This is a genomic window from Naumannella halotolerans (genome assembly GCF_004364645.1).
Taxonomy (GTDB): domain Bacteria; phylum Actinomycetota; class Actinomycetes; order Propionibacteriales; family Propionibacteriaceae; genus Naumannella; species Naumannella halotolerans.
On sequence record NZ_SOAW01000001.1, the window covers coordinates 1,648,269 to 1,669,402 of the forward strand.

Here is a 21,134-nt window from a genome sequence, read left to right on the forward strand (position 1 = left end):
GGGGACCATGTTCGGATCAAACCCGCGGTGTCGCACCCGGGCCGGTTCACAACTTCGGCCGGTTCAGGCAGCCGGCCAGGGCCACCACCCCGGCGGTGGAGGTACGCAACACCGCGTCGCTGATCAACACCGGGACTCCCCCGGCCTCGACCAGTCGTTGCAGTTCGGCCGGATCGATCCCGCCCTCGGGTCCGACGATGATCAACACCTCACCGGACTCGGGCAGTCCCACCTGCGCCAGCGGTGTGGTCGCCTCCTCGTGCAGGATCAGCGCAAGATCAGCTTCTGCCACCCGGGCTGCCAGCTCGGCGGTGCCGACCGGCTCGGCCACCGCAGGTACGGTGAACCGGCGCGACTGCTTGGTCGCCTCCCGCACCGCTGCCTGCCACTTCGCACGCGACTTCTCCGCGCGATCACCGTTCCAGCGCACGATGCAGCGCGCTGCCTGCCAGGGAACGATCTCGGCCACACCGACCTCGGTCAACAGGTCCAACGCCCGGTCTGCATGATCACCCTTGGCCAGGGCCTGGGCGACCGTCCAACGTACCGGCGAAACATCGCGGTGCAGCCGTTCGGTGACCTCGATCTCCACCCGACCTTTCGACACCGCGGTGACCGGTCCTCGGACCGCGGCACCGGCGCCGTCGGCGACGATGATCACCTCGCCGACGCGCAGCCGCCGGACCACCGAGGCATGGTGACCCTCCGGCCCGTCCAGGAGCAGACTCGCACCGGGCCCGACCGTGGCGGCTTCGGCGGCCAGGAAGACCGCATCGGTCACTGGGCGGACCGCTTCAACCGCTCGAAGAAGCCCTTGCCGCCACCCGAGCGCAGTTGCACCCGGGTCTCCTCCCGCAGCTCGGCCAGCTGCTCGAGCAGTTCACGCTGCTCCTTGTTGATCTTGGTCGGTGTCTGCACCAGGAAGGTGACGCCGAGCTCGCCACGGCCACGGCCCCGCAGTTTCGGCACACCCCGGCCGGCGATCGCGACCCGGGTACCAGACTGGGTACCGGCCGGGACCTCCACCTCCAGGGTCTTCGGCGCATCGGCCATGTCCTCCCGATCACCGAGGTCGGCCTCCAGGGTCGGCACCTCGACCGACGTCCCCAGGGCGGCAGCGGTCATCGGGATCGGCACCACCAGTTCGAGGTTGTTGCCCTCGCGGCGGAAGTGCTCGTGCTCGCGTACCTGCAACTTGATGTAGACATCACCGGGCTCGCCACCGTTCGGGCCGGCCTCACCACGGCCGGCCAGGTGGATCTGCATCCCCGACTCCACCCCGGAGGGGATCTTCACCTGCAGCTTCTCGGTCTGCCGGACCCGGCCCTCACCGTCACACTCGATGCACGGATTCGGGATCGTGACGCCGAATCCCTGACAGTTCGGGCAGGGCTGGGAGGTACGGATACCGGCCATCCCGATCCGCTGCATCTGGGTGATCTCACCCGATCCCTGGCAGGTACGGCAGCGCTCGGGCGAGGTGCCCGGTGCCGCACCGCTGCCGTCGCAGACCGAACAGCGCACGGCGGTGTCGAGGACGGTGTCGATGGTGGTGCCGAAGGCCGCCTCGGCCAGGCTCAGACTAGCCGGTACGTAGGAGTCCTGTCCCCGCCGTACCCGTGAGCGCGGCCCCCGAGCCGTGGTCTGTCCGGTGAACATCGCATCGATCAGGTCGCTGAAGTCGAAGCCCTGGGCGCTGCCGAAGCCACCGAATCCGCCGAAACCGCCGCGCCCACCGGCACCGGCCATCCGCGGGTCACCGCCCCGGTCGTAGATCGAGCGCTTCTCCGGGCTGGAGAGGATCTCATAGGCCTCGGAGAGTTCCTTGAACTTCTCCGCTGCCTCCGGGCCCGGCGCCACATCGGGGTGCACCTTCATCGCCATCTTGCGGTAGGCCTTCTTGATCTGCTCCACGCTGGCGGTACGTTCCACGCCCAACAGCGCGTAGTAGTCAGTGCTCATCTGTGTTCTGTGTTCCTCTGCTCTGCGGGATCAGCTCTCGGACAGGAAGCGGCCGACGTAACGCGCCACCGCCCGGACCGATGCCATGGTCGAGGGGTAGTCCATCCGGGTCGGACCGACCACCCCCAGGCTGGCTCGGACATCCTCGGAATTGCCGTAACTGCTGGCGATCACCGAGGTCGTACTGAGCTGTTGATAAGGGTTCTCCGCGCCGATGCGGACGGTCAGGGTGTCGTCGTGCGCCTCACCCAACAACTTCAGCAGCACGACTTGTTCCTCCAGCGCCTCCAGGATCGGCCGGATGCCGTCGAATCCGGCACCGAAACTGGTCAGGTTCGGCACCCCACCGACGGCGACCCGGGTGGCGACCTCCTCGTCCAGCATCTCGGCCAAGGTGACGGCGACGGTCCGGGCCAGCGGTTGCAGCACGTCCGGCACCTGCGCGACGACCTCAGGCAGCAGTCCACCCGCCCGTCGCAACCGTTGACCCACCAGCTCGGTGTTCAGCCGGTCCCGGAGATCGGCCAGATCGTCCTCATCGGCCCGACCGACATCCACCGTCCGCTGTTCGATCCGGCCCGAGGAGTTGATCAGCACCAACAACGCCCTCCCCTCGGTGACCGAGACGAGCTCGACGTGGCGGACCGTGGCCGAGGAGACGATCGGGTACTGCACGATGGCCACCTGATGGGTCACCTGGGCGAGCAGCCGTACCGTCCTGGAGACGATGTCGTCCAGGTCCACCGCACCGGACATGAAGGCCTTGATCGCCCGCGCCTCGGCCGGTGACAGCGGCTTGATCGAGGCGATCCGGTCGACGAAGAACCGGTAGCCCTTGTCGGTCGGGATCCGGCCGGCGCTGGTGTGGGGCTGGGTGATGTAACCCTCCTCCTCCAGCACGGCCATGTCGTTGCGGACCGTGGCCGAGGAGACACCGAGGTTGTGCCGATCGACCAGTGCCTTCGAACCGACCGGTTCGTGGCTGGAGACGTAGTCGGTGACGATGGCACGCAACACATCGAGTTTGCGGTCCTCCATCATTTCCCACCTCCTGCTGCTGGTTTCTCCTCGGCCCGGCCCGGGATGCCGATACCCGATCGATACTGGCACTCCACGGCAACGAGTGCCAGTCTAACTCGTGGATCGGGGTCTAGGCTGGCGGCGTGCCCGAACCGTCATCGCCCGACCCGTCGGCGGCGAACCCGCCACCGACGCATCTGCAGTGGCAGGAACGGGCTCCGGGCATCCTGGTCGCGGTGGCCGAGCCGGACACGGTGAACCTGGTGCTGGTCCTGCCCGGACAGGACTCGGTCACCGACACCACCCCTGGTGCACTGCTGATCGACACCGGGTCGACCCCGGAGCAGGGACGGCAGGTACGTGCCGACGTCGTCGCCCTGACCGGCGCCGACCCCGCGCATGTGGTGATCACCCACGGCCACCGCGACCACTGGTTCGGGCTGGCCGCCTTCGAGCAGATCCCCAGCCACGGACATGCCAGTCTGCGCGAACGCCTGGCGACCGAGGAACTCCACGCCGATCGGCAGACCCTGGGCCTGCGCGCGGCCGATGTCGTCCTGCCGACCCAGCTGATGTACCTGGCCCGGGGGCTGGACCTCGGCGGCCGTCGGGTGGAGATCGTCCATCTCGGCCCCGGCCACACCGACGGTGACCTGATCGTCGTCGTACCGGATGCGAACACACTGATCGCCGGCGACCTGCTGGAGAGTTCCGACCTGCCGCAGGTCGGGCCGGACACCGATCTGACCAGTTGGCCCACCACCTTGGACGGGGTGATCGGGGTGCTCGACGCCGACAGCCTGGTGATCCCCGGGCATGGGCCGCCGATGACCCGTGACGATGCCCTTCGGCAGCGGGCCGAGTTGGCAGCCGTGGTCGGTGAGGCCCGGGCCCTGATCGAGCGCGGTGTCAGCGAGACCGAGGCGCTGTCGGAGGGGAACTGGCCGTGGCCGCTGGAGCTGATGGAGGCACCGATCAGCCATGCCTATGCCGAACTGCGGGCGCGCGGGCTGGTTCCCCGGGCGCAGCTGCCGATCGTGATCGAGCGTCGGCGCCGCTGAGCTCAGCGGTGCCCGGCGAGGAGCCCGAGCAGAGCCGGATGCGCCGAGACCGTCAGCGGGTTGCCGCGCGGGGCCGGTCGTCCGGCACGGTACGGCTCACCGTCGAGGTAACGGCCGTCGCCGCCGAGTTCGCGCGCCATCAGCACCCCAGCCGCATGGTCCCAGGGTTTCGGATGGGCATAGGCCAACAGGTCGAAGGTGCCGTCGACCAGGTCGGGATAGTCCACGCCACAGCAACCGCGCGCCCAGACGAGCCGGTAGTCCGGACTCTCCAGCCGTCTGGCCGAGGAACTGGCCAGCACCGGCGGATGGTGCGGGGCACTCGGGCCGACCGGTTCACCGTTGCGAAGCACCCCGCGGCCCTGTTCGGCGGTCAGCGCCAGTCCGTGCTGGGGTTGCCAGATCCAGCCCCGGACCGCCTCGGAGTCGCGCAGCTCGGCCACCAGGACGGCATGATCGTCGGATCCGCGGACGAAGTTCTTGGTGCCGTCCAGCGGGTCGACGAGGTACGCGTGGTCGGCCCCGGCCAGCTGCTCCAACAACCCGGGATCGGCCGCCACCGCCTCCTCGCCGACGATCAGCGCATCGGGGGCGAGCTGTTGCAGTGCCTCGGTGAGTGCTGCCTCCGATTCCCGGTCGGCCACGGTGACCAGATCCCCCGGGCCCTTCTCGAAGACCTCGTCGGACTGCAACTGTCGGAACCGGGGAGTGATGAACTTCTCGGCGACCTGCTGCATCAGGTGGAGGATGCCCTCGGTGGAGGCGTCATTCGGCAACGTCAGATCCGGCACAGGGACAACTCTCACACATTGCGGCAAGTCCCACACCTCCCGGGAGCCTCTGCCCGTTCACCGTCGATGAGCCGCGGACTGAAGTAGCGTCGGTGCCATGGCCACGCTCCTGCTGGTGCTCGCCGCGCTGTCCCTGACACTGGCGGCGGCGATCCACGTCTTCATCTTCTATCTCGAATCGATCGCCTGGACCGGTCCCCGGGCCGCGTCGACCTTCGGACTCACCGGTGAACAGGCCGAACAGACCCGGCAACTGGCGTTCAACCAGGGTTTCTACAACCTGTTCCTGGCGCTGTTGATCATCCTCGGGTTGGTCCTGCAGTCACCGACGCTGGCTGCCGCCGGTGCCTTGGTGATGGTCGGCGCCGGTGCGGTGCTGATCCTCTCCGATGCGACGAAACTGCGTGCCGGGCTGATCCAGTCCGGGCCCCCGGCCCTCGGCCTGGTGCTGCTGGCCCTCGCGATCGCCACCGGTTCGGGGCCGTCACTGGGAGTCGGCTGAGTCGTACCGATCAAGCCGTACCGATCGAGCCATGCCGATCAAGCCATGCCGATCAAGCAGAGGCGATCAGCGTCAGTGATCACTGCGGGTGGTCGGCGGTGACGAAGTCGATCAGCTTCTCCACCTCGGTCAGCAACCGGGTGTCCAGATCGTCCCAGGACCGTACCCGGCCGAGCAGACTCGACCACACCTTGCCGATGTCGGCTCCGCTGGCATGCGGCCAGCCCAGCTGCTTGCAGACGCCGGTCTTCCAGTCCTGCCCCTTGGGCACCTGGGGCCAGGCGGCCCGGCCGATCCGTTCGGGCCGGATGGCCTCCCAGATGTCGATGAAGCGATGTCCGGTGACGAAGGTGTACTCCCCGTACCGGCCGGCATTGACCTGCTCGACGATCCGCCACTCCTTCGTACCCGGCAGCAGGTGGTCGACCAGCACCCCGAGCCGGCGCCCCGGACGCGGAGCGAAGTCGTCGACGATCGCCGGCAGGTCGTCGATCCCGTTCAGGAATTCGACCACCACCCCGACATGGCGCAGGTCGTCACCCCAGATCTTCTCCACCAGTTCGGCATCGTGTTTGCCCTCGACGAAGATCCGGCTGGGCAGGGCCACCTTGGCTGCGGTCGGCGTACCCGCCCGGGAACCGCTGCGGGTACGTTCGGCGCCGGCCGCCTTCCGTTTCGGCATCACCACCGTGACCGGTTTGCCGTCGACCCAGAAACCCGGACCGATCGGGAAGCTACGGCGTTTGCCGCGCCGGTCCTCCAGCACCACCAGACCGTTCTCCCAGCGGATCACCGCACCGACGAACCCCGACGACGGGTCCTCCAGCACCAGGTCCAGGGCGAGCGGGAGCTCGGTCACCACGGGTTTGCGGGCTGCCTTGGCCTGCGGGCTCAGGACATCGGCGCCGTAACGGTCGAATGGGGAAGGCACTCCGCGATGCTAGTCATCGATCGCCCACCCCCGGTGCAGGCGCCTCGACGTGTCGCCGGCCCCGGCTTGCCGTCCGTTCCGCAGTATCCGCACTCATCGGTCGTTCTGGGGTGCATTTGCTGCGGAACGGATGCAGGAAGATTCGCTGACCGGCAGGCGACGAAGCCGGGGATCGGGTCGAGCTCAGTCGACCAGCTCGCGGGTCACGGCATCGGCGAGCAACCGGCCGTCCAGGGTCAGCAGCAGTCGCTGCTGCTCCTCCCGCAGCAACCCCCGTCGGGTGAGTTCGGGTACGGCCCGGCGACCGCGGTCGTTGAGCACGTCCAGCGGCAGCCCGTCGGAGGTACGCAACTCCAGCAGCACCCGTTCGGTGTGCCGTTCGGCGCGGGTGAGCACCTCGCGCTCGAAGGCCGGCGAGCGACCGCCGTCCAGCCGGGCGGCATAGGCCCGGGGATGCTTCACGTTCCACCAGCGGACTCCGCCGACATGGCTGTGCGCACCGGGCCCGATCCCCCACCAGTCGTCGCCGCGCCAGTAGCCGAGGTTGTGCCGGCAGCGGGCCCGCTCGTCGATCGCCCAGTTGGAGATCTCGTAGGCGCGGTAGCCGGCTGCGGTGAGTTCCCGCTCGGCCAGCAGGTACTTGTCGGCAAGATCATCATCGTCCGGCATCGGTACGATCCCGCGACGCACCTGTGCGGCCAGGGCCGTCCCCTCCTCCACGATCAGGGCATAGGCGCTGATGTGATCAGGTTCGGCCGACAGTGCCGCAGCCAACGATCGCGACCAGTCCTCCAGGCTCTCCGAGGGCGTGCCGTAGATCAGGTCCAGGCTGACCTGATCGATCCCGGCGCGGCGTGCCGCGGCCACCATCTGCTGCGGCCGGTCCGGGGTGTGGGTGCGATCCAACACCTGCAGCACATGGGAGACCGCCGATTGCATACCGAACGACACGCGGGTGAAACCACCGGCGGCCAGTACCTCCAGATCGGCCTCGGTGACCGACTCCGGGTTGGACTCCGTGGTCACCTCGGCTCCGGGCGCGATCGGGAAACGATCACCGACCGCCTGCACGAAGCGGGCCAGATCCGCTGCCGGCAGCAGCGTCGGCGTACCCCCGCCGACGAAGATCGATTCGACCTGCGGGCGCTCACCGAGGACGGTCACGGCCAGGTCGAGCTCGGCGATCGCGGCGTCGATGTAGGTGTCCCGGCTGGCTCCCGGCTCCGAGCCCAGCTCGGCGGCGGTGTAGGTGTTGAAATCGCAGTATCCACAGCGGGTACGGCAGAACGGCACATGCAGGTAGATGCCGAACGGGCGCTTCCCGAGCCCGGCCAGCGCAGCGGGCGGCAACTGCCCGTCGACCGGACTGGGCTCACCGGGCGGAAACGTGGACGGCATTCGACAGATCCTACGCCCCGCCGGCGGACCTCAGGGCAGCTCGAACGGCAGGCTCATCCCGTCCAGCACCCGACGGCAGGTGCAGGAGGCCTCGGCATCGGATTCCGGTTCCGGCAGATCGTCGATCACCTGCAGCAACAGCGCCTTCAACCGGTCGATGTTCCCGGCGAAGATCTTCATCACCTCGGCATGGGTGACATGTTCGCCTGCCTCCACCCCGGCATCGTGGTCGGTCACCATGGCCACCGTGGTGAAGCACATCGCCAGCTCCCGGGCGATCGCCGCCTCCGGCATCCCGGTCATCCCGACCACCGACCAGCCGGCCGCGGCATGCCACTGCGATTCGGCCCGGCTGGAGAACCGCGGCCCCTGGATCACCACCAGGGTGCCGCCGTCGACCACCGGCCCGGCGGCGGCGCCGGCATCGTCCAGGACCACCTGCCGGCCCCGCGGACAGTACGGATCGGCGAACGGTACGTGGACCACCTCGCCCTCGACGTCGTAGACGGTCTGCCGGCGACCCCAGGTCCGGTCGACCACCTGGTCGGGGACGACGAACACCCCCGGTTCCAGCTCCGGCTTCAGCGACCCGACAGCACAGGGCGCCAGCACCTGGCGTACCCCGACCGACCGCAGGGCCCACAGATTCGCGCGGTAGTTGACCAGGTGCGGCGGGTGCTGGTGACGCTCACCGTGCCGGGGCAGGAAGGCGACCGTGCGGCCGTTCACGTCACCGACGGCGAGGTCGGCCGAGGGTGGTCCGAAGGGCGTCTCGACGGCGATCTTGCGGGGTGAGTCGAGGAATTCGTAGAACCCCGATCCACCGATGATGCCGATGTCGGCACCGAGGTCCTCCGCAGCCGTGGCCTGATCGCTCATGAGGCTCACCCTAGCCCGCAGGCCGTTTCAGGCCTCCAGCGGAATCGACAGGTCGGCCCGTTCGGCGCCCAGGGCCGAGAACAGTGCGCCGGAATCGACGCTCACCCCGACACCATGGGCACCGGCACCCAGCGAGATCGTGCCGTCGATCCGTTCATCGGCGAACACCGGCAGTGCCTGCACCGACCCCAACGGGGTGATGGTGCCGCGTTCGTACCCGGTCACTTCCAAGGCGGTTGCCGCATCGGGCATGGAGATCCGATTCACCCCCAGGTGGTGCCGCAACTTCGGCCAGGAGATCTCCCGATCACCCGGCACCAGGACGAAGAGGTAGTCGTCGGCAGCCCGGCGTACCACCAGGGTCTTGATCAACTGTCGGGGTTCGATCCCCCGTGCGGCAGCTGCCTCGGCCAGCGACCCGACCCGCCCGTGCTCGGTCCGGCGGTAGTCCAGCCCCAGATCCTGCAGCGCCTGCCGTACCCGCAACTCGCCGGGCTGGATCTTTCCTGCTGGCCGGTCGTCGGCATTCGAGGTCACGCACTCAGCCTACGCACAGAGCCAGCACCTGTTGTTCAACCGATCGTCGCGCATTCGTCGCACAAGCGATCCGCCACGATCACGAGCCGGCGGTTGGCTCATCGCAGTATCCCTCGACGAAAGGTCCCCCATGCGGAAGATTGCCGCACCGGTCGCGATGGCAGCGGCCGGCTTCTTGTTCATCGGCGGTGGTGTCGCAGTGGCCGACATCGCCGACCCCTTCGGCGCGAACCGTCTCACGGGCGACAAGACCACCCAGGTCATCGCCGAGGCCAAGGAAGGCCCGGCGAAGAACGTGATCCTGCTGATCGGCGACGGCATGGGCGATCAGGAGATCACCCAGGCCCGCAACTACGAGGTCGGCGCCGGCGGCACCCTGCCCGGCATCGACGCCCTGCCCCTGACCGGCCAGATGACCACCTACAGCGTGACGGCGGAGGGCGACGCCGACTACGTACCCGACTCCGCCGCCACCGGCACCGGCTGGGCCACCGGCCAGAAGACCTACGACAACGCCGTATCGGTCGACCACCAGGGCAACCCGCTGAAGTCCATCCTGAAGTATGCCAAGGACAAGGGCCTGAAGACCGGCAATGTCACCACCTCCGAGGTGCAGGACGCGACTCCGGCCGTACTCGCGGCCAGCGTGAAGCAACGCGCCTGCTACTCCCCCTCGCGGGTGGAGCAATGTGGCGACGACGCACTGGACAAGGGCGGCGCCGGCTCCATCTCCGAACAGCACATCAGCACCCGGGCCGACCTCACCATGGGCGGCGGCGCCGAGTACTTCGACGACGAGATCCTGGCCGGGGAGTACGAAGGCCAGACCGTGCTGGAGAGCGCCGAGGCCGAGGGCTTCAACGTGATCAACACCGCCGATGAGCTCGAGGCGTTGACCGTGGCCGACCAGGAGGCACCGGTGCTCGGCCTCTTCGAGCCGAAGAACATGGTCCGCGAGTGGGCCGAGACGGTGGCTCCGGTGGGCGGCTACTACGCCGACGATGCCGTGACCTGCCAGCCGAACCCGGAGGTTCCCTCGACCTCCCCCGATCTGGCGGCGATGACCAGCAAGAGCCTGGAACTGCTGGAGAACGACAAGGGCTTCTTCCTGCAGGTCGAGGGAGCCTCGATCGACAAGGCCGACCATGCCCGGGACGCCTGCGGGCAGATCGGTGAGACGATCGCCTTCGACAAGGCCGTGCAGGAGGCGCTGGCCTTCGCCGAGGCCGACGGCGAGACGCTGGTGATCGTGACTGCCGACCATTCGCACAATGCGCAGCTCACCGAGGGACCCGATGACAACGTCCCGTCGATCCGGCTGTTGACGAACGAGGGCTCGGAGATGGGGATCGTCTACCCCTCGGGCGGACACTCCGGTACGCAGATCCGGGTCGCCGCCTACGGTCCCGGGGCGGCCAATGTGACCGGCCTGATCGATCAGACCGATCTGTTCGGCATCATGAGCCGCGGTCTGCAGTTGGACACCGACGCCCCCGACGACGAACCGACGACGGCACCCACCGAATCGCCGTCGAGCGAGCCGAGTGAGACCCCCACCGGCGAGCCGACCGAATCCCCCTCGGGTGATCCCACCGAAACACCTTCGGGTGATCCCACCGAAACGCCTTCGGGTGAGCCCACCGAAACGCCCACCGGCGAGCCGAGTGGAACACCCGGTGGCGAACCCACCGGTTCCCCCTCGACCGACGGCGACGGGGCAGGTGGCGGGACGGACGGCGGCTCCGGTGCGGACACCGATCCGGCTCCGAATGCTCCGCGAGGAGGGCTTGCCGAGACCGGTGGCCCCGCCGCGATCGCCGCGATCGCTGCCGGCATCGCCCTGCTGGGAGGCAGCGCCGCCCTGTGGAAGCAACGCCGGAGCGGTCACTGATCGACCCGGAACGGACCGTCGGTCCGGCTGAACGGGTGTTACCGGGCCGACTGATCCGTACCGGCTGAGCCCGCTGCAGCACCGGGAATGGGTGTGTTGTCGCCGCTGCGTCAGCACACCCATTTCGCGTGTCGACCACCCCTATTACCCGAAGTCCAGTGCGATACTCGACTTTGTTCAAGGGCCGAAATCGGCCCGCGGGAGACGGTCGACGGTGGTTAGTGTGATCAACATGTCATCGCGACGTGCAGCGCGAGCGGAAAGCCTGACGGCCTACACGCTGCTGGCCCCCAGCCTGGTCGGGGTCTGCCTCTTCCTGCTGCTGCCGGTACTCGTGGTCTTCTGGCTGTCGTTGAACCGGTGGGACCTGTTGCGGCCGATGCAGTTCGTCGGCCTGGAGAACTGGACCTCGGTGCTCGGTGATTCCAGCTTCGGCCACACGCTGCTGGTCACCCTCGCCTTCGTCGCGATGGTGATCCCCTTGCAGACCGCCCTCGGCCTGCTGATGGCGGTCCTGCTCACCAAGGGACTGCCCGGCAGCGCCGTGTTCCGGGTGATCTACGTGATCCCGTGGGTGTGCGCGCCACTGGCCCTCGGCATCGTCTGGCAATGGATCTTCGCACCGTTCGACGGCGCCCTGAACACCATCCTCGGGGTGAACATCGCCTGGCTCAGCAATCCCGATCTGGCACTGCCGGCGGTGGCCGCGGTCTCGATCTGGTCGCAGGTGGGCTACGTCGCCCTGTTCTTCATGGCCGGCCTGTCCGGCATCCCGAAGCAGGTCGTCGAGGCCGCCGAGGTCGACGGTGCGAGCCCGTGGCAGACCTTCTGGCAGATCAAGATCCCGCTGCTGGCGCCGACCTTCTTCTTCGTCCTGGTCACCGGCATCATCGCCTCCTTCCAGGCCTTCGACACGATCTGGGCGCTGACCCCGAACGGCGGCCCGCAGGGGGCGACCGATGTGATCGCCACCCGGATCTACCTCGAGGCCTTCCGCGGCGCCTTCGACCTCGGCCGCGCCTCGGTGATGGCCGTCATCCTGTTCGCGATCCTGGTCGTGGTGACCGTGGTCCAGCAGCGCTGGTTCTCCAAGCGGGTGACCTATGACCTCTCCTGAGCCCAGTGCGGCAGGTCTGCGTACCCGGCGTACCCGGCGCAACCCGCTCGCGGCGGCCGGGGTCTATCTGCTGTTGATCATCGGCGCGGTGATCACGCTCGGCCCGTTCGTGCTCAGCCTGAACACCTCCTTGAAGTCGGCGCGGCAGTTCGCCACCAATCCCCCGCTGAGCCCGGCCGTACCGCCGACCCTGGAGAACTACGTCCAACTGCTCGGACGTGATTTCGTCACCCCGTTGGCGGTCACCGCGCAGATGACCCTGGTGCTCTTGGTCGGGCAGTTGTTCTTCTCGATCCTCGCCGCCTACGCCTTCGCCCGGATGCGATTCCCCGGCCGGGAACTGCTGTTCTGGTTGTACCTGGCCACGCTGATGGTGCCACAGGTGGTGACGGTGATCCCGCTGTACACCATGTTCTCCGAGATCGGTCTGCGCAACACTTTCTGGGGTCTGGTGCTGCCCTACGTCTTCGGTTCGCCGTATGCGGTCTTCCTGCTGCGCGAGTACTTCCGCGGCATTCCCCAAGACATCGTCGACGCCGCCCGGATCGACGGTGCGAGCACCTGGCGGATCATCTGGCAGATCGTCGTGCCGCTGGCCCGGCCGATCATCTCCACCCTGGCGATCATCACCGTGGTCAGCCAGTGGAACACCTTCCTCTGGCCGTTCATCATCACCACCGGCCCGACCTGGCAGACGATCACCGTGGCCACCGATGCATTGCGCGGGCAGTACAACGCCAACTGGACCCTGGTGATGGCTGCCACCACGATCGCGATGGCCCCGCTGCTGGTGATCTTCACCCTCTTCCAGCGCCGGATCATCGATTCCATCCAACTCACAGGTCTGAAGTAGACGGCACGAAAGGACCCCCATGGACGTCTTCAGGAATGCCCGCATCAAGCGGTACGCCACGACCGCGCTGGCCACCGTGTCGGTGGTCGGCCTGGCAGCCGCCTGCTCACCGGCAGCCAGCGGTGATCAAGGCGGTGACGGTGAACAGCAGGTGGTGACGGTACGGGTCTGGGACGAGCAGGTGCAGAAGGCCTACGACGCCTCCTTCGCCGAGTTCGAACAGGCCAACCCCGACATCGATGTGCAGACGGTGCTGGTCCCCTTCTCCGACTACTTCACCAAGCTGCGTACCGACGTCTCGGGTGGCAACGCCGACGACCTGTTCATGATGAACGGCTCCTACATCCAGCCCTACATCGAAGCCGGGCAGCTGATGGAGATCGGTTCGGACTTCGACGGCCTGCGCGACGGGTGGTTGCCCGCGGCGGTCGAGCAGTACACCTTCGACGGGACCCTCTACGGCGTACCCCAGCTGACCGACGGTGGTATCGCGGTCTACTACAACGCCGACCTGCTGGCCGAGGCCGGGCTGAGCCCGGAGGACCTGAACGACCTCACCTGGTCCCCCGACGGTGGTACCGACACCTTCCTGCCGGTGGCGCAGAAGCTCACCGTGGACGAGTCGGGAACCCGGGCCGACGAGGAAGGTTTCGACGGGTCCGAGCCGGGCACCTGGGGGTACTCGGCCGCCCAGGATCTGCAGGGCATCTACTACAACTTCATCGGTTCCAACGGTGGCCAGTTCCAGCAGCCCGACGGCACCTTCACCTTCGCCTCACCCGAGTCGCAGGAGGCCTTCCAGTACCTGGTGGACCTGATCAACACCGAGCAGGTCTCGCCCGATGCGTCCAACACCAACGACAACGGCGACTTCACCCGCGACCAGTTCCTGCAGGGCAACATCGCCTTGTTCCAGTCCGGCACCTACAACCTGAAGAATGTCGCCGAGGGCGCCGACTTCGAGTGGGGTATCGCGCCGATCCCGACCGGCCCCGACGGGGCGGTCTCGGTGGTGAACAACGTGGTCACGGCCGGCAACGCGAACTCCGATGTACCCGAGGCCACCACCCGGGTCCTGCAGTGGCTCGGCTCGCCGGAAGGCGCGTCCTACATCGGCGCCGAAGGTGCCGCACTGCCCGCGGTGACCGGGGCGCAACAGGGCTGGAACGACTACTGGGCCGCCCAGGGTGTGGATCCGTCCCAGTTCGCGAAGCAGGGCGAACTGCCGGCCATGCAGGCGCCGACGGGTTCGAACTACAGCGCCGCTCTGGACGCCTGGAAGCCGATCTTCAACGAGATCTTCCTCGGCCGTACCCCGGTCGCCGAGGGCCTGCCGGAAGCCGAGCAGGCGGCCAACGAGGCGATGCAGGGCTGACACGCTCGCGTAATGAGCTGACACGCTCGCGTAATGACAAGGGGGCCGTCGGCCCGGTCCGTGCGACCGGGCCGATGGCCCTTGTCAGCCCGTCGCCTGATGGACCGCCCTGCACACGTCGTCGCGCGACCGGGGTCGCTCCAGCCGGGCGATTCCCGCTCCCGACTCCGGTTGTTGACGCGTCGGCCGGACCGCGCCCGGACCGGGCTCGCGGCGACCGTATCGGCCCGATCAGGAGATACGGACGTCGAAGGGCATCGACAGCACGCCGCGATGGGAGACACCGAGCATGCCGGCGCCGAAGGCGAGCAGACCTTCCCATCCGCTGAATTGCGGCAGACCGGAGGCCTGGGCGGCAGCCAGGGACTCGCTGTTCTCGCTCGGCCGCAGGTGGCTGAGCATGCCGAGGCTCGGGACCGGGCGGACCACCTGGGCGTCGCGGTCCAGGTCGGCCAGGGCACACACGCGTTCGATGGCCAGGTCGAGGCCGCCGAGGTGGTCGACCAGGCCCTTCTCCGCCGCATCCGCGCCGGTCCACACCCGCCCCTTGGCGACCGCGTCCAGGGCTTCGACCGGCAGTGCACGATCGGTCGCCGCCTTGGTGGTGAAGTCGGTGTAGACCTCGTCCAGCCAGCCGTTCAGCTTGTCCCACTGCTCCTCGGTGAACGGCTGGCTGCCGCTCAACATGCCGGCATTGCGCCCGGCGTCGACGGCCTCACGTACCAGCCCGAGCTTGTCGACCAGGCCCTGGGTGACCAATTTCCCGGCGAGCACGCCGATGGAGCCGGTGAGAGTGCTCGGGTTGGCGATGATCTCGGCGGCCGGCATGGAGACGAAGTAGCCGCCGGAGGCAGCCACCGCGCCCATCGATGCGACGACCGGTTTGCCTGCTTCGCGCAGTTGCAGGACCTCGCGACGGATCGCATCGGAGGCGACATAGGAACCACCGGGGCTGTCCACCCGCAACACGACCGCCTTGACCGAGTCGTCGCGGCCGGCTGCCCGCAGAGCAGCGCAGACGGTGTCGGACCCGGCCGTGGGTTCACCGGTCGGCCCGCCCGGTCGGCTGGCGCCGCTGACGATGGCCCCGTGCACCGAGACCACGCCGACGGCGGGCTTGGTCTTCTGCAGCAACGGTGCGAGGGGGCCGCCGCCGTGCTTCTCGGCGTAACGCTGCACGTACTGCAGGTTGATCTGTTCGTCGACACCCCAGTTCTGCCGTACCCAGGCATAGACCTCGTCGCGGTACCCGACGTGGTCGATCAGCCCGCGATTCAGCGCCTCGGCCGCCGGCACCATGGTGTCGTCCACGCTGGTGCGGACCTGCTCGGTGCTGAGGTCACGGCCGTGGGCGATCGCATCGGTCGCCGATTCGAGCAGCGATTCGGCGAGCCTGCGCGTCATCTCCCGGTTGGCCTCACTCACCTCACTGCCCGCGAACTGCTCACCGGCGCTCTTGTACTCCCAGCGCTGGGCGAACTCCGGGCTCACCCCGAGCTTCTCCAGGCCACCGCGCAGCAGCAGGATCTGGGCGTGCACCCCGGACAGGTTCACTGCTCCGGACGGCTGCACCCAGACATCGGCGGCCGAGGCCGCGAGCCGGAAGGCGAACAGTCCACTGGACACCTCGCCGAAGCTGCTGGCGAAAGCGATCACGGGCTTCTTCTCGCCGAACGCCTCGATCAGGGCGGCGAGCTCGTCGGCGACGTAGGCCTGCACCGGCAGCGCGCCGAGATCGATCACCAGTCCGGTGACCTTGGGATCGTCGGCCGCGGTTCGCAGAGCCCGGCGAATTGCGCCCAGACTCGGCAGCTGCCGGGCGAGGAACATCGCGACCGGGTTCTGCGGCATCGCGTCGATCACCCCACGGGTGAGATCGAGCTCCAACACCAAGGGATGGTCGCCGGACTCCTTCCGCAGCATCTGCTGCACCTGCTGGGCACCTTCACGGATCACTGAGGTCACGTCCATTCCACGAGGCTAGCCAGTCACCGATACCGACCACAGGGTCCGCTGCCCTGAACGTTCCCCCATCGGAACCCGATGGGTCTTGATCAAGGGTCATGCCCTCTTCAGGGTTGACGGTCAGGCAGCCAACTCCAGGGTCGGCAACCAGCGTCACGCCAGCGGTCAGCTTCACGGCCAAGAAGTCAGCGTCACGGCCAGCAGCCAGCATCACCGGCAGCAGCCAGCACCACGACCAGCAACCGGCACTACCCACCAGCAACCGGCACTACCCACCAGCAACCGGCACTACCCACCAGCAACCAGCATCACCACCAGTAGCCAGTCGCCTGCCAGCACCCAGCAGTGCATCAACACACCCGCGCACCAGGCCCGAAGTCCCCGGTACTGCCGGGAAAGTGACGGTTCGCCACCGTGCCTCACCTCCGCGCGATGGCCTCGCCTGGCTCAGCGCCCCGGCTGCCCACCGCGACACGTCGAAATACCGGATGCTCGACGGGCAATGGTCACATCGCCCGATCGTCGCGGAGCCGTTGCTGCGGCCGTTTCCTTGGTACCTGGAGCCGCTGCTTCCTCGATCCTGGACCCACATGAGATATCGGCCGACACAACAAGAGCGACGCCGATCAACAGGGCTACACCGCGCTTGGGCCAATTGAGCCGGGTTTTCGACGTCCCGCGACGCCGTGTTCCACAGCCATGCACCTGCTACACGACTCTGCGTCGTCCAGCACGCAGCGAGCCGTCGATTTCCCGCCGTGCGGATGTGTCATCCGGCCGAGCTGACGCTGGTCGGTGTCGTCTTGTTGATTCCTCGGCCCCAACCCCACGTGCGGTGGGCTCCCTCGAGGTGAGGATCGAGCATAGAACCGGTTCGGACGCAATTCGTCCGCCGTCCCACCGGCGATCCGACTCTCGAGTCACGCCCTACAGCGTCGAGTGCGGAGACCTTCGCTGACTTCCGGGTGCCAGTGGGGAGAACCGGCCGGATGAAGTGACGCTCGGACTACTTCTTCTCGGTACGGGACTCCCCGGTCGACAACGCGGCGACGAAGGCCTCTTGAGGAACTTCCACCCGGCCGACCATCTTCATCCGCTTCTTGCCTTCCTTCTGCTTCTCCAGAAGCTTCCGCTTGCGGGAGATGTCACCGCCGTAGCACTTGGCCAGCACGTCCTTGCGCATGGCCCGGATGGTCTCCCGGGCGATCACCCGGGATCCGATGGCGGCCTGGATCGGCACCTCGAACTGCTGGCGCGGGATGAGTTCCTTCAACTTCCCCGCCATCGCCAGACCATAGCTGTACGCGCTGTCACGGTGAACGATCGCGGAGAATGCGTCGACCGCCTCCCCCTGCAACAGGATGTCGACCTTCACCAGGTCGGCGGCCTCGTCGCCGGCCATGTCGTAATCCAATGAGGCGTACCCCTTGGTCCGCGACTTCAGGGCGTCGAAGAAGTCGAACACGATCTCGGCCAACGGCAGGGTGTAGCGGATCTCCACGCGGTCCTCGGACAGGTAGTCGATCCCCTTCTGCACCCCTCGCCGGGTCTGGCACAACTCGAGGATGGTGCCGATGTACTCCGCAGGCGCCAGCAAGGTGGCGTTCACGACGGGTTCGCGTACCTCCGCGACCTTGCCGTTGGCCGGGTACTCGCTGGGGTTGGTGACCACGATCTCCGACCCGTCCTCCATCGTCACGTGGTAGACCACGTTCGGTGCGGTGGAGATCAGATCGAGGTTGAACTCACGTTCCAGCCGCTCGCGGACGATCTCCATGTGCAGCAGGCCGAGGAAGCCGATCCGGAACCCGAATCCGAGGGCACCGGAGGTCTCGGGTTCGTAGGTGAGCGCGGCGTCGTTGAGCTGCAGCTTCTCCAGCGCCTCCCGCAGGTCGGGGAACTGGTTGCCGTCAATCGGGTACAGGCCGGCGAAGACCATCGGGTTCGGGTTGCGGTAACCGCTGAGCGGCTCGGTCGCGCCCTTGCTCGCAGCGGTCACCGTGTCACCGACCCGCGACTGTCGGACGTCCTTCACGCCGGTGATCAGGTACCCCACCTCACCGACGCCGAGCGCCTTGGTGGCGGTCGGCTCCGGGGCGATCACACCGACCTCCAGCGCCTCATGGGTTGCACCGGTCGACATCATCAGGATCTTCTCGCGATGGGCGATGGATCCGTCGACCACCCGAACGTAGGTGACGACACCGCGGTAGGAGTCGTAGACCGAGTCGAAGATCAACGCCCTGGCCGGACCGTCGGGATCTCCTACCGGGGCGGGGATCTGCTTGACGATCTCGTCGAGCAGATCGGCCACACCTTCACCCGTCTTGGCCGAGACCTTCAACACGTCGGAGGGGTCGCAGCCGATGATGCCGGCGAGCTCGGCGGCATACTTCTCCGGTTGGGCGCCCGGAAGATCGATCTTGTTCAGTACCGGGATGATCTGCAGATCGGCATCGATCGCCAGATAGAGGTTGGCCAGGGTCTGCGCCTCGATGCCCTGCGCCGCATCGACGAGCAGGAGTGCACCCTCGCACGCCTCCAACGACCGCGACACCTCGTAGGTGAAGTCGACGTGGCCCGGGGTGTCGATCATGTTCAGCACGTAGTCGTGGCCGTCACTGATCCACGGCATCCGCACTGCCTGGGACTTGATGGTGATGCCACGTTCGCGCTCGATGTCCATCCGGTCGAGGTACTGGGCGCGCATCGCCCGGTCGTCGACCACCTTCGTCAACTGCAGCATCCGGTCGGCCAGGGTCGATTTGCCGTGGTCGATGTGCGCGATGATGCAGAAGTTGCGAATGCAACCGGGGTCGGTCGATCCCGGGCTGGGTGCGGTACGTGCGGGCAAGTCCGGCTTCTCCTGGGTGGTCGCGCCCGGTGCCCCGGGACGAACTGGGAGCGCCCATCCTCCCACGGAGTGCGGGCGGGTTGAAATCTCCGCATATCGCCGACGGCGCTTCCGGGTCGCCGACCAGCGCGAACCGAGCACCGGGTGTCAGCTGCGGTACGCCCAGCCAGGACAAGGGGCGGCCTTTCACCGCGAACCAGGCATCCTCACCCACGAGCTCAGGACCAACACGACCATCAGCAGGTGGCCGGGAAGCAGGTGGACCTGCCCGACGCGATCGTGCTGGCCGATCCGGCCGAGTTCGGTCCGCACACCACCAATCTGGAGAACCCTCGCACAACAGAACGCCCGGTCGCCACGCCTCCACGAACGGGCGCACAGCACAACCGGGGACGGTTTCCCCGGTCGGACCTCAGCACAACCGGGGGGCGGCTTCCCCGATCGGCCCTCAGCACAACACCCTCAGCACGACAGAGGACGAGCCATCACCGCTTGTCCGACGACCCTGCCTCACGAACGGGCACTCAGCACGACAGGACGGATCTGACCTGGGAGATGAACGCCTCCGGCCTGTCGCTCAGCATGCGCCAGGTGAAGCGGAGGACCCGCCAGCCGTGCGCGACGAGGTTGTTCTGACGCTGCCGGTCACCCTCGAACGCAACCCGGGTGCCGTGCACCTGCCAACCGTCGATCTCAAGGATCAACCGCGCAGACTCGAACAGGACATCGGCGAGATAGCGGCTGGAACCAGTGCTGACGGGGGCATTGGCGGTCCAGCCGCGGATGCCCGATCCGCGGAGCAACCGGTGTGCGAGGCGCTCCGCCGCCGACCACGGCTGATCCCGCGAATCATCGAGAACCTCACGCTGGCGGACATTGCCGCGCCGTCCCGGCAACTCCGCCAGCACCCGTTTGAACGCAGCAAGACTGGCCCGCCCCAACCGGAGGACATTGTCGATTGCGGCACCACCATCGGTCGCCGCGAGTTCGACGGCCACAGCACTCGGAGTCAGCACCCGAACCCCGTCGATCACAACTACCTGCTCCGGCGGGATCGCCCGTTCGGTGAAGCGATAGCCCTGCTGCGGTCGCCGATGGCCGTTGACAGCAACATCGATCACCGCGGGTGCCGGCCGATCCATCGTCAGCCACGCCGCCGCCTCACCCACGATCACCGCATCCGGGATCCGCCGCAACACCGCCGCCACGCGGATCTCGGGGCGTTGTGCATTGGCCAGAACGGTCCACACCCCCGGCAGAAGTTTGGTCAATGCACCGCTCGCAGCGGCGTACTCCACCGCGCGCCGCTGATCGGGATGCTCGGCCAGGTGAACGAAGCCGTCCGTGCTCAGCAACTCGATCAAACGCGGGTTCATACACGCACAGTGGAAATCGGCAGTATCCCGAACTGCCCGCCACCCGATCTGTGGACAGGAACAGCTCGCAGGGCGACTGTGGACAACGACGGCTCGGGAGCCAACAGGCCCCTGAGGCTTACAGATGGTCCACAAACGGGTGTCGAGCCGTCGAATACCCGGTGCCCGCCTCGAACAGACCGATCACATCGTCACCGGCAGTCGCTCCGCTCTGGACCGGCAGCCGCTGCGCTCTGGTCGATGGTTCTGCAGACACCCGGCCGTCAGCCGCCCGTTGGTACGCCCTCGGCCTCTGACACCGGGTATCGATAGCGCGGTGTGGACCCTGCGGTGTCCGGGCCTTCTGATCCAACCGGTTCGCCCGCCGGTCACCGGCAAGCACCCGTCCTTCAAACCGGCCAGCCCCACACCGACCACCAGCACCACGGCCATCCGAAACCCGCCAGCCCCCCACACCGACCACCAGCAGCACGGCCATCCGAACCGGCCAGCCATCCACCGGCTCCTCCTCCGAGCCGTCCGGACCAGACCAGGCGACCTACCACCGGGAAAAGGACGTCTCGCCGGCTGGTCGGCCGCGGTGCTGCGGTCAGTCCGCGGGTCACCGTCGCACCAGGGTCCG

At 67.6% G+C, this 21,134-nt stretch carries 17 protein-coding genes; 6 read left to right on the forward strand and 11 right to left on the reverse strand.

All coding sequences use genetic code 11. From position 1 onward, the window contains the following. Window positions 1–46: 46 nt before the first annotated feature. The 3 genes from CLV29_RS07600 to hrcA are packed head-to-tail and all read right to left on the reverse strand — an operon-like array spanning window position 47 to window position 3,003. The gene (locus tag CLV29_RS07600; protein WP_133754334.1) at window positions 47–781 is read right to left on the reverse strand and encodes a 16S rRNA (uracil(1498)-N(3))-methyltransferase; all 735 of its coding nucleotides are present in this window, start codon (window positions 779–781) and stop codon (window positions 47–49) included. Then, entirely contained in the window at window positions 778–1,962 is a 1,185-nt protein-coding gene (gene dnaJ, locus CLV29_RS07605) for a molecular chaperone DnaJ (protein ID WP_133754335.1), read from the reverse strand. The genes CLV29_RS07600 and dnaJ overlap by 4 nt, the downstream gene beginning before the upstream one ends. A gap of 30 nt (window positions 1,963–1,992) precedes the next feature. Continuing rightward, window positions 1,993–3,003, reverse strand: coding sequence for a heat-inducible transcriptional repressor HrcA (gene hrcA / locus CLV29_RS07610; protein ID WP_133754336.1), 1,011 nt, complete (start codon window positions 3,001–3,003; stop codon window positions 1,993–1,995). Between the two features lie 122 nt (window positions 3,004–3,125). Between hrcA and CLV29_RS07615 the strand changes: the two genes are divergently transcribed. Next, window positions 3,126–4,043 carry an MBL fold metallo-hydrolase gene (locus CLV29_RS07615; protein WP_133754337.1) on the forward strand — a complete coding sequence of 306 codons (918 nt, stop codon included), beginning with the start codon at window positions 3,126–3,128 and terminating at the stop codon, window positions 4,041–4,043. Between the two features lie 2 nt (window positions 4,044–4,045). On the opposite strand, the gene CLV29_RS07620 is transcribed toward CLV29_RS07615, so the two are convergent. Continuing rightward, the gene (locus tag CLV29_RS07620) at window positions 4,046–4,834 is read right to left on the reverse strand and encodes an inositol monophosphatase family protein (protein WP_208292804.1); all 789 of its coding nucleotides are present in this window, start codon (window positions 4,832–4,834) and stop codon (window positions 4,046–4,048) included. Window positions 4,835–4,931: 97 nt separating this feature from the next. Here CLV29_RS07620 and CLV29_RS07625 point away from each other — a divergent pair, with 97 nt between their 5' ends. Beyond that, window positions 4,932–5,336, forward strand: coding sequence for a DUF1304 domain-containing protein (locus CLV29_RS07625; RefSeq protein WP_133754338.1), 405 nt, complete (start codon window positions 4,932–4,934; stop codon window positions 5,334–5,336). A gap of 79 nt (window positions 5,337–5,415) precedes the next feature. Here CLV29_RS07625 and CLV29_RS07630 read toward each other — a convergent pair whose 3' ends face one another. The 4 genes from CLV29_RS07630 to CLV29_RS07645 all read right to left on the reverse strand — a co-directional run bounded on the left by CLV29_RS07630 (window position 5,416) and on the right by CLV29_RS07645 (window position 9,081). Then, on the reverse strand, window positions 5,416–6,267 hold the full coding sequence (locus tag CLV29_RS07630; RefSeq protein WP_133754339.1) for a DUF3097 domain-containing protein: 852 nt from the start codon (window positions 6,265–6,267) through the stop codon (window positions 5,416–5,418). Between the two features lie 183 nt (window positions 6,268–6,450). After that, on the reverse strand, window positions 6,451–7,665 hold the full coding sequence (gene hemW / locus CLV29_RS07635) for a radical SAM family heme chaperone HemW (protein ID WP_133754340.1): 1,215 nt from the start codon (window positions 7,663–7,665) through the stop codon (window positions 6,451–6,453). A 30-nt stretch (window positions 7,666–7,695) separates the two neighbouring features. Next, window positions 7,696–8,544 carry an S-methyl-5'-thioadenosine phosphorylase gene (locus tag CLV29_RS07640; RefSeq protein WP_133754341.1) on the reverse strand — a complete coding sequence of 283 codons (849 nt, stop codon included), beginning with the start codon at window positions 8,542–8,544 and terminating at the stop codon, window positions 7,696–7,698. 27 nt (window positions 8,545–8,571) lie between these two features. Continuing rightward, complete coding sequence (locus tag CLV29_RS07645; protein ID WP_243831789.1) at window positions 8,572–9,081, reverse strand: aminoacyl-tRNA deacylase; 510 nt, start codon at window positions 9,079–9,081, stop codon at window positions 8,572–8,574. Window positions 9,082–9,211: 130 nt separating this feature from the next. Between CLV29_RS07645 and phoA the strand changes: the two genes are divergently transcribed. The 4 genes from phoA (at window position 9,212) to CLV29_RS07665 (ending at window position 14,317) form a co-directional block, all read left to right on the forward strand. Next, entirely contained in the window at window positions 9,212–10,972 is a 1,761-nt protein-coding gene (gene phoA, locus CLV29_RS07650; protein ID WP_208292805.1) for an alkaline phosphatase, read from the forward strand. A gap of 232 nt (window positions 10,973–11,204) precedes the next feature. Then, window positions 11,205–12,089: a carbohydrate ABC transporter permease gene (locus tag CLV29_RS07655; protein ID WP_133754342.1), complete on the forward strand. Its 885-nt coding sequence runs from the start codon at window positions 11,205–11,207 to the stop codon at window positions 12,087–12,089. Further along, entirely contained in the window at window positions 12,076–12,942 is an 867-nt protein-coding gene (locus CLV29_RS07660; protein WP_133754343.1) for a carbohydrate ABC transporter permease, read from the forward strand. Before CLV29_RS07655 ends, CLV29_RS07660 begins: the two co-directional genes overlap by 14 nt. Window positions 12,943–12,961: 19 nt before the next feature. Then, window positions 12,962–14,317: an ABC transporter substrate-binding protein gene (locus tag CLV29_RS07665; protein WP_133754344.1), complete on the forward strand. Its 1,356-nt coding sequence runs from the start codon at window positions 12,962–12,964 to the stop codon at window positions 14,315–14,317. A 231-nt stretch (window positions 14,318–14,548) separates the two neighbouring features. Here the strand turns inward: CLV29_RS07665 and sppA are convergent, their stop codons facing one another. The 3 genes from sppA to CLV29_RS07680 all read right to left on the reverse strand — a co-directional run bounded on the left by sppA (window position 14,549) and on the right by CLV29_RS07680 (window position 20,512). After that, a complete protein-coding gene (gene sppA, locus CLV29_RS07670) occupies window positions 14,549–16,288 on the reverse strand; it encodes a signal peptide peptidase SppA (RefSeq protein WP_133754345.1) in 1,740 nt (579 codons plus the stop codon). A 1,000-nt stretch (window positions 16,289–17,288) separates the two neighbouring features. After that, window positions 17,289–19,136, reverse strand: coding sequence for a translation elongation factor 4 (gene lepA / locus CLV29_RS07675; protein WP_133754346.1), 1,848 nt, complete (start codon window positions 19,134–19,136; stop codon window positions 17,289–17,291). A 524-nt stretch (window positions 19,137–19,660) separates the two neighbouring features. Continuing rightward, window positions 19,661–20,512, reverse strand: a complete 852-nt coding sequence (locus CLV29_RS07680; protein WP_133754347.1) for an endonuclease domain-containing protein — start codon at window positions 20,510–20,512, stop codon at window positions 19,661–19,663. Between the last annotated feature and the right edge of the window lie 622 nt (window positions 20,513–21,134).